This window comes from Lysinibacillus sp. F12, from assembly GCF_057773605.1.
Window position 1 is genome coordinate 255,594 of the sequence record NZ_JBYMLP010000003.1, and the last position, 14,650, is coordinate 270,243.

Annotated in this window: 15 protein-coding genes; 12 read left to right on the top strand and 3 right to left on the bottom strand. The window is 39.1% G+C overall.

Translation table 11 applies throughout. The annotated features are described in order from the left end of the window. Window positions 1–36: 36 nt before the first annotated feature. Window positions 37–567: a helicase gene (locus AC3CH7_RS15100; protein ID WP_481276345.1), complete on the top strand. Its 531-nt coding sequence runs from the start codon at window positions 37–39 to the stop codon at window positions 565–567. A gap of 81 nt (window positions 568–648) precedes the next feature. Here AC3CH7_RS15100 and AC3CH7_RS15105 read toward each other — a convergent pair whose 3' ends face one another. After that, a complete protein-coding gene (locus AC3CH7_RS15105; protein ID WP_012294071.1) occupies window positions 649–1,044 on the bottom strand; it encodes a hypothetical protein in 396 nt (131 codons plus the stop codon). Window positions 1,045–1,233: 189 nt separating this feature from the next. Here AC3CH7_RS15105 and nagZ point away from each other — a divergent pair, with 189 nt between their 5' ends. Then, the gene (gene nagZ, locus AC3CH7_RS15110; RefSeq protein WP_481276346.1) at window positions 1,234–2,934 is read left to right on the top strand and encodes a beta-N-acetylhexosaminidase; all 1,701 of its coding nucleotides are present in this window, start codon (window positions 1,234–1,236) and stop codon (window positions 2,932–2,934) included. Window positions 2,935–3,208: 274 nt separating this feature from the next. Next, a complete protein-coding gene (locus AC3CH7_RS15115; RefSeq protein ID WP_036166283.1) occupies window positions 3,209–3,394 on the top strand; it encodes a hypothetical protein in 186 nt (61 codons plus the stop codon). Between the two features lie 68 nt (window positions 3,395–3,462). Here AC3CH7_RS15115 and AC3CH7_RS15120 read toward each other — a convergent pair whose 3' ends face one another. Beyond that, on the bottom strand, window positions 3,463–5,640 hold the full coding sequence (locus AC3CH7_RS15120; protein WP_036161385.1) for a DNA topoisomerase III: 2,178 nt from the start codon (window positions 5,638–5,640) through the stop codon (window positions 3,463–3,465). Between the two features lie 297 nt (window positions 5,641–5,937). Here AC3CH7_RS15120 and AC3CH7_RS15125 point away from each other — a divergent pair, with 297 nt between their 5' ends. After that, complete coding sequence (locus AC3CH7_RS15125; RefSeq protein WP_488381515.1) at window positions 5,938–6,417, top strand: RNA polymerase sigma factor; 480 nt, start codon at window positions 5,938–5,940, stop codon at window positions 6,415–6,417. Continuing rightward, window positions 6,417–6,935, top strand: coding sequence for a hypothetical protein (locus AC3CH7_RS15130; RefSeq protein WP_012294076.1), 519 nt, complete (start codon window positions 6,417–6,419; stop codon window positions 6,933–6,935). The genes AC3CH7_RS15125 and AC3CH7_RS15130 overlap by 1 nt, the downstream gene beginning before the upstream one ends. Before the next feature lie 277 nt (window positions 6,936–7,212). Here AC3CH7_RS15130 and AC3CH7_RS15135 read toward each other — a convergent pair whose 3' ends face one another. Further along, window positions 7,213–7,827 (bottom strand): TetR/AcrR family transcriptional regulator, encoded by a 615-nt coding sequence (locus AC3CH7_RS15135; RefSeq protein WP_012294077.1) that lies wholly within the window; start codon window positions 7,825–7,827, stop codon window positions 7,213–7,215. Window positions 7,828–8,184: 357 nt separating this feature from the next. On the opposite strand from AC3CH7_RS15135, the gene AC3CH7_RS15140 reads away from it, so the two are divergent. The 7 genes from AC3CH7_RS15140 (at window position 8,185) to AC3CH7_RS15170 (ending at window position 14,641) form a co-directional block, all read left to right on the top strand. Beyond that, entirely contained in the window at window positions 8,185–8,937 is a 753-nt protein-coding gene (locus tag AC3CH7_RS15140) for an SDR family NAD(P)-dependent oxidoreductase (protein WP_036215700.1), read from the top strand. 531 nt (window positions 8,938–9,468) lie between these two features. After that, window positions 9,469–10,827: an aspartate kinase gene (locus AC3CH7_RS15145; RefSeq protein ID WP_012294079.1), complete on the top strand. Its 1,359-nt coding sequence runs from the start codon at window positions 9,469–9,471 to the stop codon at window positions 10,825–10,827. A 103-nt stretch (window positions 10,828–10,930) separates the two neighbouring features. Continuing rightward, window positions 10,931–11,113: a hypothetical protein gene (locus AC3CH7_RS15150; RefSeq protein ID WP_031419837.1), complete on the top strand. Its 183-nt coding sequence runs from the start codon at window positions 10,931–10,933 to the stop codon at window positions 11,111–11,113. A 205-nt stretch (window positions 11,114–11,318) separates the two neighbouring features. Beyond that, window positions 11,319–12,002, top strand: a complete 684-nt coding sequence (locus tag AC3CH7_RS15155; protein WP_031419839.1) for an adenosylcobinamide amidohydrolase — start codon at window positions 11,319–11,321, stop codon at window positions 12,000–12,002. After that, complete coding sequence (gene cbiB / locus AC3CH7_RS15160; RefSeq protein ID WP_036215706.1) at window positions 11,999–12,955, top strand: adenosylcobinamide-phosphate synthase CbiB; 957 nt, start codon at window positions 11,999–12,001, stop codon at window positions 12,953–12,955. Before AC3CH7_RS15155 ends, cbiB begins: the two co-directional genes overlap by 4 nt. Next, on the top strand, window positions 12,942–14,036 hold the full coding sequence (locus tag AC3CH7_RS15165) for a pyridoxal phosphate-dependent aminotransferase (RefSeq protein ID WP_012294083.1): 1,095 nt from the start codon (window positions 12,942–12,944) through the stop codon (window positions 14,034–14,036). Before cbiB ends, AC3CH7_RS15165 begins: the two co-directional genes overlap by 14 nt. Next, window positions 14,033–14,641, top strand: a complete 609-nt coding sequence (locus tag AC3CH7_RS15170) for a histidine phosphatase family protein (RefSeq protein ID WP_012294084.1) — start codon at window positions 14,033–14,035, stop codon at window positions 14,639–14,641. Before AC3CH7_RS15165 ends, AC3CH7_RS15170 begins: the two co-directional genes overlap by 4 nt. The last annotated feature ends 9 nt before the right edge of the window (window positions 14,642–14,650 follow it).

Genomic DNA, 14,650 nt, shown 5'->3' on the forward strand with positions numbered 1-14,650 from the left:
GTATAATGTGGTGCTTATTAATAAGGAGTGATACAATTGAAAATTTATCCTGATTGCCCTGTTATTGATAAGTCAATAGAGGTTGGTGGACTAACGAAATGGCAGCTAATTCAAAAGTTACAAGAGCATTCTATCTCGATGAATCATTACGGAGAGAAATTATTATCTGATGATAAATTTATTACTTCTGAAAGAAAGTATAGCCTAAAAATTGTTGAACTTGCTGTTAGAAATCTTGGTTTTCCTGATGGAGCCACGATGCCTCAGCTTATTGAACAAGCAAACAAACTTGGCTTGGATTTATGTCCTCTTGAGGTCGGACCTTACGTAAGACTTGCATATTTAGACCAACCTGAAAGTAAATCAGGGAATCCTCAACAACAAAATCGAGCGCCTTCTGGGTCCATCACAATTGCCTCAGAAATCGTAAGTGATGAGGAGGATTTTCCTAAAGGATTTTACATTAGAAAAATAGATGGAGTACTTTGGCTACGTGGATATCTTGCTGACGACTTGCATGTTTGGAATCCTGATGATCTATTTATCTTTCGTAATCATTCAGAATAATTCAATGTTGGCAATTAAAAATCAAGATGAGGAAATAACAGAAATCCCCCTCACTGTTTTAATGATGAGGGGGGATGTTAATTATTTAACTAATGCTAGCAAAAACTGATCGCGATCCGATTCATCCTGCATTTTACTATCCACTAACATTGCACCTGATTGAACATTTGTCCTATCATTGTCAACAAGGAATTGCACATTGACCTTTGCAACCTTATTATTAACGGAGCAATCTCCTTTGAACTCGACTACATCCTGTCTTTTTTGTGTTTCAAAATAAACCCAATAGGGATTTTCGCAGGCAGCAGCAAAGCCATTTTCTAAAGTTTTTGTACTATTTTCATAAGTATAGTTTTTTACATATGTAATATATTCATTGTCAGTAATATCCTTTTGTGGACCATAGAAGTACCAAAATACCCCTAAAATGCCGATTGGTACAATCCACAATATATTCCTTTTACTCAATTTCCCCATACCTTGCCTCCCCCTTTATGAGAATATTTTAACATTTTCCTTCGTATTTTTGCTAGCTTACGATAATATTTTCTAAAGTGTGAATCGTTTCTGTTGATTTCACATGCTTTGTATTCATTCATTAGATATGATAACGTTAGCTGGTAGAATGATTTATGATTCTTAGGGTTGGATTGAGGAGGTTTTTTCATGCATAAAAGAAGACGTGGCTTGCTCCTATTTCTTGTGCTGATTTTAATGGGTTTGCTCTTTTTTATCGGTATGAAGATGCGACCAGCCACACAAACGACTAGAAATTCGGAGTCACCCCCAATCCAGGAGCATAGCGATCATGCAACTGAGGGCGGCGATACCGGAAATCTTGACGTAGTCATTCAGGATATTGTCAACCTAGCAGGAGAAGGAAAAGTACCTGATGTGCCATTTGTCGCAGGGGAGTCAGATAGCCGTACGGTTCATCAGCAATGGGGGGACCCTCAGCAAGTAACGGAGTCCGCTAATGGACAATACGAGGATTTTCTTCAACAAGAGATAACGATTGGCTTTCAAAGTACAAAAGCTTTCGATATCCGTTCATTTAAAGCAGATATAAGGAATATTCATTTAGCAGATATTAAAAATAAATTGGGCGAGCCTGATGAGGTCCGCTATTATCAGGACACAAAGACCAATCAAATTATTTTAGTGTATCAGGTTAACGACCACTATCAACTAAAGTGGATTTTGCCAAAGCCGACTGACGGTGATGCCAATCCTGCTGTTCATCACATCTCTGTCTATACAGCAATAACGGATGATATAGCAGAGACAATCAACCAGATGACATTGGATGAAAAGCTGGGTCAAATGATGTTTGCCGGTGTTTCGGGCACATCACTTCAGCAAGAGACAACGAGTTTAATTCGTGATTACAAGGTTGGAGGATTGATTCTTTATGCCAATAATCTTGAAACACCACAGCAAACAGTCTCACTGATGAATGATCTAATGGCAGCGAACGGGACTAATCGACTACCATTATTTTTGGGAACTGACCAAGAAGGGGGCAAAGTAGTCAGATTACCAGGGCCGTTAAAAAATTTCCCAACAAACCAAAAGATTGGGCAAATCAATCAATCACAATTCTCCTATGAGATTGGTCAATTATTAGGGGAACAATTAAAGGCATTTGGCTTCAATCTAGACTTCGCCCCTGTAATGGATGTGAACAGCAATCCGAACAACCCGATTATTGGTGATCGTTCGTTCTCTAATAAGCCTGATATCGTTAGTCAATTAGGAATTCAGACTATGCAGGGGTTAGAAAGTCAGCAGGTAATTCCAGTCATTAAGCATTTCCCTGGTCATGGTGATACATCAGTAGATTCTCACTTAGAGCTACCCAAAGTGTCGAAAAGTCTAGACGATTTAACTAAGCTAGAGCTTATTCCATTTAAAGCGGCGATTGATAAAGGCGTTGATGTGGTTATGGTCGGTCATATTTTATTACCTAAAATCGATCAACAATACCCTTCATCGATGTCAAAGGAAATTATTACTGGGATTTTAAGAAATCAGCTTGGCTTTGATGGGGTTGTAATGACTGACGATATGACGATGAAGGCCATTACGAATCATTTTAATATTGGGCAAGCTGCTGTAGATTCTGTGAAGGCGGGTAATGATATTATTTTAATTGCCCATGAATTCGCCAATGTCACAGCGGCCATAGATGCATTGAAGGCAGCCGTAAAGAACGGGGAAATCACAGAGCAGCAAATTAATGACAGTGTCCGTAGAATCATTCAGCTGAAAGAAAAATATCAGCTTGTGAATCAGCCAGTATCAGCAGTTGATCTTAATAAGCTCAATGCACATATGGACCAAGTATTAAATACGTATTTGAAATAAGAGGGAAAGGGACATACATATCGATATGTATGTTCTTTTTTTGAAGGGTAGAAGAGGATGAGCGCATGGATCAGGTATTTACATTAGCTAGTCAATTGACGAACCACACCTTGATAGTGTAACTATTAAGGTGTTTTTAGTTTGGTGGCGGATAGAAGTGTTTATAACTTAATGAATATGTAAGGAATGAGTAAGAAAAAAGTGATGACTGATAGATACAATGAAACTAGATTAAAACAAATAGTTTGATGAGAAGATAAGGAGGCAATAGGAAATGGGCATGATGATTGGGATTATTACAGGTGCAATAATAGGGGGTGTTTTATTAATCATCAGCTTCATTTTATTTTGGATAGGCAAGAGAAAACAGGAAGAAAACCGATATGCGCTATGGATGATGCTTGCAGGTTTATTAGCATTAATAACCTCTGGAAGCAATGCTTTAACATATTTCTTTTGAGGTAGTGGGAAAGAAAGGGCGATATAAATATATCGCCCTTTGAAGTGCCTTCCCGCCTAAATGCTCTATTATTGAGGAAATTTAAAATGTACCCTATGTTCTTGTTTATCCCAAATAAGATGCGCATTGAAGGTTTTTTGTCCCTTCTTAAACCCTTTTATCATGTCTGTTTCACCAGTGGCTAGTAGCTTTCTTACATTCGTCTGTGAAATGGTTTTACTAAGAATTTTCTTGGACACAGAAAATTTACAGTTTGCAGCTTTATAGTTTGAACAACCGTAAAAAGTTCCATGATCTATAATAGAGCCATTACAAAGAATACATTTTCCGACAACGGTTTTTTCTTTTTTATATTTCTTTTGATAAGGATTATTGGCACTGATTTTTTCGACTTCCTTTTGATCGAATGTCCATGCTTTTTCGCGTTCATGTGCATCGGTAATCAATTTATAGGTAAGCTTTTTTACTTGCTCCATAAATGCTTGGGGAGAAGCATGTCCTTCACCAATTTCAGCTAGTCGCTGCTCCCATTTTGCCGTCATGGAGGGTGATGTTAATAGGCTGTTTTCACCGAGCGCTTCAATTAATAGCATACCTTTAGACGTAGCAAATACTTGATTTTTCTTTATTTCAATGTACTGTCGATCTTTGAGTGTACCAATAATACCCGCTCGTGTTGCTTCAGTCCCTAAACCTTCTGTTTTAGACAAAACCTTTTCTAATTCCGCATCATCAAGATGTTTACCAGCTGTTTTCATCAATGTAATTAAATGACCTTCTGAATATCTATTAGGTGGCTGTGTTGCCCCTTGTTTAACGCTAGCTTGAGCCACAGTTCCTAGCTCATTTTCATGAAGCAGGGGAAGCATTTCTTCCTCTTCTTGAGATGAACTATCTTTAGTTGGATAAATGACTTTACGCCAGCCCTCCTCGATTTGCTCCTTCCCCTTCGATATGAACTCTGCTCGTTTATCGACAAGCGAATGAATGGTGGTGTAAGCAAAAATGGCATGGTTATAATGTGCTGCAATGACTTGTCTAGCTACTAAATCGTAAATCTTCTCTTCTTCCATGCTTAGCTTACTAAGATTAGGCATCTGTTCTGTCACAATGATTGCATGGTGGTCCGTAACCTTTTTCTCATTTACATATCTTTTGTTATGCATAATGGAGTTTATTGGGGGAGGCAGAAGGTTTTTATATTTATCCATTTTGCTCAAATTGTTTAATATAGTTGGTAGTGTTTTGGCTTCTTCGCTTGTTAAAAACTGTGAATCAGATCTTGGGTATGAAACTAAACCTTTTACATAAAGCTTTTGTAAAATATCAAGAGTTTTTTGTGGTGAAAACTTATAAGCCTTATTTGCTGTAGCCTGTAACCCTGACAAATTAAATAAAAGAGGCGGTGCGTATTCCTTTGTCTCTTTAATTATTTTTGTGATGTCTACATTTTTATGTAGACAGAAATTAGCGATGGCTATCGCTTGTTTTTCTTCCAATACTCTTGACATATTATTTTTGTGCCATTTTGCTTTTAGCATCTTACCTGCAAAATGAAAGACTGCTTCGACTTCCCAAAAAGGCTCTGATTTAAAATTCGCGATTTCATGTTCTCTATGAACAATTAATGCAAGGGTTGGGGTTTGTACTCTGCCAATGGAAAAGACATCTTTGACACCGTTTTTCTTAAGTAGAACCGTATATAATCTCGACGTATTAATACCAATTAGCCAATCTGCACAGGAACGACTTAAAGCTTCGTAATAAATATCCTTCGTTTGTGCTTCAGGTAGTAAATTAGAGAAGCCATTTTTTACCGAGTTTTCGGTTAAGGATGATATCCATAATCGCTTCATCGGTTTGTTTACACCGCATACCCTTAAAATGGTACGAATAATTAATTCCCCTTCACGACCCGCATCTCCACCGATAATAATTTCCTGAATGTCTGCTCTTTTAACTAGATTTTTGATGATAGTAAATTGTTTATACTTAGATTTAGAGACTTTATATTCAAATCGATCGGGGATAATGGGTAATGTTTCCAACTTCCACTTTTTCCATGTAGAATCATATTCTTCGGGTGTTTTTAATTCACATAGATGCCCAATTGCCCATGTGATAATTGCTCCATTTGGGAAATATGAGTTGGCTTTGACTTCAAAATATCCTGTCTTTTTAGTAAAAGAAAAGGGAGCAGCTAACTTGGCAGCTTGGTCTGGTTTTTCTGCAATTACTATTTTCATCTATCATTCTCCTGTTAATAATCATTCCAACTCTTGTCATATCATTATAAATTAATATTCAGTATAACTGTTAGAACAAGCATTTTGTCGGTCTTTTTGATAGTTATCATACAATTCTTATGAAGTCAGTGGTTACAACTTCATAAAAAATACATGTGATCTTAAGGAGGGAATTAGTTTACTCTTCTTTTTCATTTAGGACAGCCTCCAATCATCCATGATAATAAAAGTATAATCCACTGCACGAATTTTAAAAGATGAATCGTATTATGAAAAGAAGGGGGCTCGATAGGAAATATGAAAAAGTTTGCGGGCTTATGTGTTCAAGAGGTTGTTCAAACATATAGTGACACCTTAATCCGAATTGCTGTGCATCAGACAAAAAATATGTCTGAGGCAGAGGACATTGTTCAAGACGTTTTTATGACTCTTATGAAACAGAGAAAGCCCTTTGATCATGAAGATCATTTAAAAGCTTGGCTCATCAAAGTAACTTTTAATAAATGTAAGGATTACTTTAAGTCTTCCCGTGTGACGAAGACAGTGCCGATTACTGAAGAAATGTCCTTTATCGCCAAAGAGGAGCAGATGGTTCTTACGGAGATTTTTGAGCTTAGTCCAGAAGAGAGAGTCATTGTTTATTTACATTATTATGAAGGCTATACAACTGTAGAAATCGCTAATCTATTAGGAATGAATGGCAACACGATTGGCTCCAAGCTACGAAGGGCACGAATGAAATTGAAAACAATACTAGAAGAAGGGACTAAGGTCTGATGAATGCTTATAAAAATGTGCTGAAGCAAATTCATGCTTCCGATGAATTTAAGATAAAGATGCAAAACGAGATGATGGAATTTGAGCAAAAAGAAAAGAGGGCATTTATGAAAAAAGTACGAATTAGTGTGGGAAGTTTAGTTGCCTGTGCAGTAATTGCTGTAGCTGCTCCTTTAGTAAATGTAAACAATGATACTGCACTTGATTTAACGGAAAGAATTGTAGTGGATCATGCAGCTCCTGCGGCAAAAGCAGTCGTCAATATTGAAGGAAAAATCACAGAAGTCGGAAAGGATGGACTGAGCTTTACGTTGGATAACGGCATGGAAGTTGTGGTCACAGATGAGACGAAATTGGGGATAGATGGTCCCACCGCACCCCCAAAGGAAGAACAATTTTTTGAGCCAACATTTAGAGTAGGGAATCTAATAGGCGGTTTCACGGAAGATACGACGACAGACCCAGTAAACGCGGCTGTCATTTATACGAACTGGAATTTTGACAATCCTATACGCTGAGGTACAGCTAAAATACCCCCTTTAGAAATAGAACTAAAGGGGTTGCTATCATTCCTGTTTCAATGAATATTTGTATACAAACTACATCGAAAGGAATAGCAGTTTTGTCAGAACTTTTACATCTATTTTCTAAAAAAGTGGAGGGAATGATCGGGTGGGAAAGTTAAGGGATGGCTGTTACTACGGCTGTGGTGCAACCGTGACCATCCAGTATAATTGGTCAGTTATTGTACATATCAATTAACCTTAAAAGCTGGCATATCATAAATGCCAGCTTTTAAGGTTGCTGAAAGGGGTTATCCAAGTAGGGTCCCTTAATGGTAATACGCATTAACTGAGTGGCCATAAATTTTGGCGTATAGGGCATATCATTTTCTAACCACCAGACGATTACTTCAAGGAAGGCGGCAGCATAAAAACGGATAGCCATCTCACGCGGTACGGTTAATTTTTGATCATCAGGCTCCATCAATTGAATGCCACTTGATACAAAATCGATAATTATCTTTTTTAAGCCTGCCGAAAAATAAGGGATATCTTTTTCTGTGAGGTAGACTTTGTAAAGCTTACTATTCAGCGCAATTTGTTCAAACAAATGCATAAAGGTCTCATGCGGCTGATCATAATGAGGCAATAAATCGAAATCTTTCTTCTCTTCAACCGTTGGGTGAATACTACCTACTAATTCATGTAGGATTTCCTCAGAGCTTTGATACAGTAAGTCTAATTTGTCACGATAATGTAAATAAAAGGTGGCCCGGTTCAAGGTGGCCCGTTGGGTAATATCTTGCACAGTAATCTTCTCATAGCCTTGTTCATCAATTAATTCCACTAGCGCATCTCTTAATAGCTGGCGTGTTCTAATCACGCGAGGGTCCATTTTTTTCGACATTTTCAAGCTCCTTGTATTAAATTTATCGTTTATACAACACGAAAGACTTCCATGTTGTTAATGCATCAATTATCGCTCTTGTGTAGTTTGCCCTTTTTGAACAGACAGTTATAATTATATTAACGACACCGTGTCGATAATACAACTAGTTGTTAACATGTTCATGAATTATACATTTATCTGATTCAGCCATTTAGTAGCAAACGCACGGAAAAGATATGCTTGTTGCACTTTTTTAAGGGTGTCCAAACACCTGCTGAATCGAAATGAAGACTTCTTGCTTATGTCAAGGATTGGAAAAATCTTGGGGCATTTTCACAGTGGGAATGGATTGATAAAGGAAAGGAAGTTTTATAGATGGGACGTTTAAATGGGAAAGTAGCTATTATTACAGGAGCAGCGATGGGTATGGGAGCTTCTGAAGCAAAACTATTTGCACAAGAAGGAGCAAAGGTTATTGCGACAGATGTGCAAATCGAGCCGTTGAATAACTTGGTCAAAGAAATTAAAGAAAATGGTGGAGAGATTATTGCTCTTTCACATAATGTAACTTCTGAGGACGAGTGGAAGGCTGTTATTGCAGAGGCGGTGAAGGTATATGGTAAAGTCGATGTACTAGTCAACAATGCAGGAATTTCATCACCAAAAACGATCGCCAACATGGAAATGGACGAATGGAATAAAGTGATGGACATTAATTTGAATGGCTGTGTCATTGGTATGAAATATGTGATTCCAGAAATGCAAAAGGCTGGTGGCGGTTCTATCGTCAATATTTCTTCCATTGGTGGAATCGTCGGAATGGCAGGGACAAGCCCTTATACTGCAGCAAAAGGAGCACTTCGAGTGTTATCTAAATCAGCTGCAGTCGAGTATGGGAAAGATCATATTCGTGTAAATTCTGTTCATCCTGGCATTATCGTTACGCCTATGACAGCGCCAACGATGGAGGAAGGCGGCGCATTGCCTTTCTATAAAACCTATACACAACTGCCATACTTTGGTGCACCTGAGGATGTAGCCTACGGTGTGGTCTTCCTTGCCTCTGACGAATCGCGCTTTATGACAGGTGCAGAACTAGTCATTGATGGTGGCTGGACTGCGATTTAAATGAATAGCTAGGAAAAACTAGGTTTCACTAAAAATATGTGATCCTAGTTTTTTTTGTATGGATGGGGGAGATATAAAAGATATTCCCTTGTTCAAGCTTAGTCATGAAGGAATTTTACATATCCGCAAAAAAGTGAACAAGCCATCTTCTAGGTCAATAGGAAGATGATAAACCACTTATAACCTCCTACTCAAAACCCTCCTTTCGCCTGCAAATTAGCACAAACAACGAGGATACTTGTGCATATCATAGTGGGGAGTAAGCGTTTTCCTCATTATATAGAAGAAAGTCAAAACGGTAAATTTCACGAATCTGTGAACGTCACGAAAAAAAATTCATAAAAACCTTAACTATTTCATACGAAATCCGTATAATAAATCAAACAGTACGAAAATTGTCCATATTTCTCAGTAAATTGCGCGAATTTTTTAAATTGTATTGACGTAGGAATTGATAATTTGTACACTGTGTACAGTCAATTGTTTTTTGGAGGAATACAATTAATTTGAAAAAGTTAGGATTTGATAGATATGATCGTGTGTAAATTTGGTGGAACATCTGTAGCAAACGCAGAACAAATTCAAAAAGTGGCAAACATTGTGAAATCTAATTCGGCACGTAAAATCGTTGCCGTTTCAGCACCAGGCAAACGATCTGGTGACGATATAAAAGTAACCGATCTATTAATACAATTAGCAACTGCCGCGTTACAACATGAAGATACCGAAGACAAATTGCAAATTGTAGTCGATCGTTTTCGAGCAATTGCAGATGGCTTAGGGCTAGATGATGCCATTTGTGACGTGATTGCGGAAGATTTACGTGAACGTGTACAAGGTGACAAAACGAACGTGGAATTATTCATCGATAGCATTAAAGCAGCTGGTGAAGATAATAACGCTAAGCTTATTGCCGCTTATTTTAATGCCATTGGAATGCCCGCACGCTATGTAAGTCCTAAGGATGGTTTAGTGGTCAATGATTTGCCAGAAAGAACATTTGCTTTACCCGAAGCGTATGCTAATTTAGCGCCTTTAAAAGACACAAAAGAAATTATTGTGTTCCCAGGGTTCTTCGGTTACACTAAAGCGGGCGTATTGCGAACATTTGACCGCGGAGGCTCTGATATTACTGGCTCCATTTTAGCAGCAGCTGTTGAAGCGGAGTTATATGAAAACTTTACGGATGTGGATTGTGTGTTCTCTGCGAATCCGAAGGTTGTCAATGATCCAGTGGAAATTAAAGAAATTACGTATCGCGAAATGCGCGAATTATCATATGCAGGCTTTTCAGTGTTCCATGATGAAGCATTAATGCCTGTCTACAAGATTGGGGTGCCCGTTAACATAAAAAATACAAATAATCCATCAGCCCCAGGTACTCGTATCGTACCAAGTCGTCCTGCAACAGGTCGTCCCGTTACAGGTATCTCGGCAGACAGTGGTTTTTCAACTTTATATGTTTCTAAATATTTGATGAATCGTGAAGTAGGCTTTGGACGAAAGCTACTACAAATTTTAGAAGATGAGAATATTTCTTATGAACACACACCTTCTGGCTTAGACGATATTTCAGTCATTATGCGTTCGAATCAGATATCACCAGATAATGAAGAGCGTATTATTAGTCGAGTGAAAGAAGAGCTACATGCTGAGTATGTAGAAATGCGTCATGGTTTTTCGATGATTGTGATTGTTGGCGAAGGCATGCGCCATAATACAGGGTTAGCTGCCCGTGCAGCTACTGCGATTTCAAGAACTGGTGCAAACATTGAAATGATCAATCAAGGCTCTTCTGAAGTAAGTCTCGTTTTTGGTGTACTTCAGGAATATGAAAACCGCATTTTACAGGCGTTATACGAAGAATTTTTTGCCCATGCGAAAGCTTAATGACACAATTATCACTAATCCAAGGATTCTTACTTGGATTAGTGTTTTCTTTTTGCTAAGAATACGGTAAAATCGAGGGCGTACATAGTTGGGAGGGTTTTTCGTGAAGAATTTAACGATTGGTATGCTTTTTTCGATTGTTGGGATACTTTTTGTCTGTTTAACGATTATGGATATTTTACCGTCATCGACAAAAACAATGAAAGTGGTTTACATAGCGATTGGTTGGGTCTTTATCATTATTGGTTCTGTGATTCGCTTTAAAAATCTCAAGCAAAAGCAGTAACAACACGTCAAAATGGAATTGTAGCAATAGGCAAACTTATGATACAATTTCAAAGAAAATAAATAATTTGAGTATTATGAAGTTGTTAGTCTGTACAAACGTTCAGAAGGTTCAAATTTTAATAAAGAATCGACAGTACAAATTCTTCTTTGTAAGAATTTGTTTTTTTATGTTCGTCATTTATTTATCGTCAGGAGGCAAGGGAATGCCCATACTTTCAAAGGATCATATTCAAATTTTAGACCAATATGTAGCACTTCAAGCTGTTTCACCTATGAAGGTTGTATCCTCGGCCATGCATAATCCAGGCTTTGGTTATTTTACTCATCTGATGAATCGAACTGTGCCCATTACTTATGATGATCGACAGCCCCATCGTGATTTACAACATTTTTTGCAAGCACATGGTTTTCCAATCGATAACACGGTGGCGATGATGACGGCTGTCCAAGCTAAATTTGCGACCATTCGTGATTTTACATATGAAGGCATTCATCTAGTCATTATGATTACTGCTGGTCTGGGCAATGCCGTGGATATTACACGTGCTTTCCATCGTGAGGAGCAGTACCATGCAGGAACAATTAATACATGGGTGCTTATTAACGGAAAATTATCTGATGAAGCGTTATTTCAGGCTATGATTTCTACAACGGAGGCGAAGGTGAAAGCGTTAACGGATGAAGGCATAACTGATCCTACCACTGGCACGCAAGCAACGGGTACATCCACTGATAGCTTACTCATTGCTTCTACTGAAGAAGGAGACTACCATCAATATGCTGGACCTATCACAATGCTAGGTAAGGTTATTGGCTATGGTGTCTATGAAACGATGCGTGCGGCTATTCGGAAATACAAAAAAGATAAAGAGGAGAAGGCGTTATGATTGCCATAGTGATTGCCTGTATCATAGGGATAATTTTCGATGTTTTAGTAGGAGACCCTCCGAAGCTTCCGCATCCCGTGCGATGGATTGGCAAGCTGATTCAATCACAAACAGCTTTGTGGAATCGAGGCAAGTGGCGGAAACTGCGTGGTATGGTGATGGCACTGGCAGTTGTAGGGACAACGATGTTTGTGGTCACACTTATTTTACTACTCAGCTATCAGGTAAGCTTAATTTTTGGCATTTTGGTGGAAGGACTTTTAATTGGCATTGGGCTGGCGCAGCGTAGCTTGAAGGAGGCAGCACTGGCAGTTTATGAGCCCCTTGTAAAAGGTGATTTTGCGGAAGCACGGGTCAAATTATCTTGGATTGTTGGGCGTGATACCGAAAAGCTGGGAGAAGATGAAATTGTACGTGGTGTTGTAGAGACCGTTTCGGAAAATACAAGTGATGGGGTGACCGCCCCACTATTTTATGCCTTTTTATTTGGGGCTATCGGTTTATGGGGCTATAAGGCTGTCAATACGTTAGATTCCATGGTCGGCTATAAAAACGAAACATTCAAAGATTTTGGCATGTTTTCGGCCAAACTTGATGATGTCCTGAATTTTATTCCAAGTCGTATCACTGGCTTTCTTATGGTGCTAGGTACAAAAAATGAAACGAGTTACTCATTTGGACAACGATTAAAGCGGTGGGCGCAAGACGCTAAAAAGCATCCAAGTCCTAATAGTGGTTATTTAGAGGCCGCAACGGCAGTACAGCTTGGCGTACAACTAGGCGGAAAAAATACCTATCAAGGCGTTATTTCTCAACGTGCGATTATGGGAGAAAAATTAGTTCCTCTAACAAAGGAACATATAATGGCATCTATTATTCAAATGCGTATTGCCATGGTGCTCTTTACGCTTGTCATGTTAGCAGTGGAGGTGTTCATTTATGCTATTACCTAATCACGGAGCAAATCCGCAAAATGTTTATCAGCAATTAGGTTTAACGATGCCTGAAGAGGTATATGATTTTAGTGAAAATGTCAATGCGGCAGGACCACCATCCTTTGTCGAAGCACGTTGGCGTACATTTTACCCGCTCATTCAACGCTATCCAGATCCGGATGGAGAGCCTTTTCTAACAAAGGTCGCTGCTTTTCATCAAGTGAAGAAGGACATGGTTTTACTAGGCAACGGGGCGTCAGAGCTCTTTAGTATTATTGCGAGGCGTTATGCTCAAAAGCGCGTCATCGTTGTACATCCTACTTTTTCAGAATATGAGCGAACATTGCGAGCTGCAGGGGCTATTATTATTCCGATTTTGGTGACGGACTTTATCCAATATACGTTGCCAATGGAACGGCTTAAACAAGAAATGGTGGAGGCAGACGCACTCTATATTTGTACACCGAATAATCCAACAGGTGTATTGCCAAAGAAGGAAGCTATACTAGACTTATTGGAGCATGGTCGAGCTGTCAAATGTGAGCTTGTCATCGATGAAGCTTTTATGGATTGGGTTGATGAGGCGAATTCCCTCATTCACGAAAGTGTGGAAAATTCACATGTCCTTGTGGTGCGTTCGATGACTAAAATGTATGCAATACCTGGCTTGCGCCTAGGCTATTTAGTTGCTCATACCTCCATCGTAAACGAGCTAAAGGACATGCTCCCACATTGGAATTTAAATGCCTTTGCACTCGTTATTGGTGCAGGCTGTTTGGATGAGCAGCATTATAGTCAGCAGGCAATTGCCTATGCGACAACGCAAAGGGAGCAGTTGCATCGTTTTTTACAAGAAAACGGCTGTCGTGTCACTAATAGTGTGACAAATTATGTGTGTTTTTCATTGCCAAAGGAGCAGCAGGCGGACGCCTTTTTTACGTATTGTTTAGCACAGGGAGTTGTCCTGCGTCATACGAAAAACTTTAAAGGATTACAGGGCGAATGGTTCCGTATTGGGATTAAAGATATTGCGGCCATGACATATTTACATAATTGTCTGCAGGCGTGGTTTAACGCAAATAAGGGGAGAGAAAAGTGACAACTTTTTATCTAGTAAGACATGGGGAAACACAATGGAATCAGGAGCAGAGACTACAAGGGTGGTTGGACTCTCCGCTAACCGACAATGGCAGAGAAGCGGCTGCTAGATTACAGCAGCAACTACAGTCAATCCCATTTGCGGCAGCTTACAGTAGTTCAAGTGGTCGTGCGAAGGAAACGATGGATATTTTGACGGCTCAACGCCAATTACCAGTTTACTATGAGGATAATTTGCGGGAAATCTGTTTAGGGAATTGGCAAGGTAAGAAAATTGAGGATATTTTGCTGACAGATGGGCTAGATTATGAGCTCTATACGAAGTACCCAGCTCAATTTATGGCAACCCATACGGAAAGCTTTGGTGCTGTCACAGAAAGAGCAATGTATACATTGAAAAAGATAGCGGAGCAGCACCGAGATGAGCATATTTTGATCGTTTCCCATGCAGTGACGATTAAATGTATGATTAATGCCATTTTACAGCGCAATATTGGTGAGCTTTGGTCAGCTCCATATATTCATGGGACAAGCGTCACTGTGATTGAAGGTCAGGGACAGCAATGGGTAATCCAAGAGATTGGTACGCTACATCATTTACAATAGGAGGTTTTA

Bases quoted from the DNA above. Each gene is read 5' to 3' on its own strand.
- AC3CH7_RS15105 (WP_012294071.1), bottom strand. From the start codon at position 1,044: ATGGGGAAATTGAGTAAAAGGAATATATTGTGGATTGTACCAATCGGC.
- nagZ (WP_481276346.1), top strand. From the start codon at position 1,234: ATGCATAAAAGAAGACGTGGCTTGCTCCTATTTCTTGTGCTGATTTTA.
- AC3CH7_RS15115 (WP_036166283.1), top strand. From the start codon at position 3,209: ATGGGCATGATGATTGGGATTATTACAGGTGCAATAATAGGGGGTGTT.
- AC3CH7_RS15120 (WP_036161385.1), bottom strand. From the start codon at position 5,640: ATGAAAATAGTAATTGCAGAAAAACCAGACCAAGCTGCCAAGTTAGCT.
- AC3CH7_RS15125 (WP_488381515.1), top strand. From the start codon at position 5,938: ATGAAAAAGTTTGCGGGCTTATGTGTTCAAGAGGTTGTTCAAACATAT.
- AC3CH7_RS15130 (WP_012294076.1), top strand. From the start codon at position 6,417: ATGAATGCTTATAAAAATGTGCTGAAGCAAATTCATGCTTCCGATGAA.
- AC3CH7_RS15135 (WP_012294077.1), bottom strand. From the start codon at position 7,827: ATGTCGAAAAAAATGGACCCTCGCGTGATTAGAACACGCCAGCTATTA.
- AC3CH7_RS15140 (WP_036215700.1), top strand. From the start codon at position 8,185: ATGGGACGTTTAAATGGGAAAGTAGCTATTATTACAGGAGCAGCGATG.
- AC3CH7_RS15145 (WP_012294079.1), top strand. From the start codon at position 9,469: ATGATCGTGTGTAAATTTGGTGGAACATCTGTAGCAAACGCAGAACAA.
- AC3CH7_RS15155 (WP_031419839.1), top strand. From the start codon at position 11,319: ATGCCCATACTTTCAAAGGATCATATTCAAATTTTAGACCAATATGTA.
- cbiB (WP_036215706.1), top strand. From the start codon at position 11,999: ATGATTGCCATAGTGATTGCCTGTATCATAGGGATAATTTTCGATGTT.
- AC3CH7_RS15165 (WP_012294083.1), top strand. From the start codon at position 12,942: ATGCTATTACCTAATCACGGAGCAAATCCGCAAAATGTTTATCAGCAA.